The sequence below is a fragment of the Bacillus sp. P4_D3 genome (assembly GCF_056401855.1).
Window position 1 is genome coordinate 1 of sequence record NZ_JBFUIN010001145.1, and the last position, 757, is coordinate 757.

1 protein-coding gene is annotated in these 757 nt (G+C 28.8%); it reads left to right on the top strand.

What is annotated here, in order from left to right; genetic code table 11:
- Window positions 1-469 precede the first annotated feature (469 nt).
- The coding region (locus AC1DTM_RS29875) for a transposase (RefSeq protein WP_477001633.1) at window positions 470-757 on the top strand (288 nt) is incomplete at its 3' end.

Here is a 757-nt window from a genome sequence, read left to right on the forward strand (position 1 = left end):
TTATAGCAACTACCGAAAAAACTATTCTAATAACAAAAATAGTAGTTCTTCAACTTCTTCTCAATCTTCCAATTCTCAGTCGCAAAAAGATTTAGCTCAACAAGGCTATGTAAAGAAAAAAGGGTGTAACTGTAATAAAAATAAATAAGATATTTTTTATTGCGCTATATTTAACTATACAAATTAATACTCTTTTTATAAAATTCACCTATAGAATAGACACTAAAAAAAGTCTATTCTATAGGATATTTCTTGTATAATGAGAGAAAATTGAGATCGTAAAAGGTTCAAAATGACAAAAAATTTATTTACAGAAAGAGATATTTAAATTCTATCAAATAACCCATACATAAAATCTGTAAGTCAGAAAGGTATCTAAAAAAGATGACTCCTGTTGGATGATATGATCCCCTTATAGTAGACAGGTGAAAGAAAGTTACTTTACTGTTTATTATGGAGGGGATTTCTTATGGGGAAAATTAGAAGAACTTTTTCAATTGATTTTAAAATGAAAGCTATTGAATTGTACTTACATAGAGGAATTGGAAGCAAGCTAATTGGAAAGGAATTAGGAGTTACATATTCAGTTGTAGATAGATGGATTAAGAAATATAAAAATGAGGGTATTCTGGGCCTACAAGAAAAACGTGGAAGATCTAAACAAACAAATGAAATAAGTCAAGATGCTAGAATACAACGATTAGAAGCGGAAAATGCATACTTAAAAAAGCTATTAGATACGAAAAGGGGGATGAGA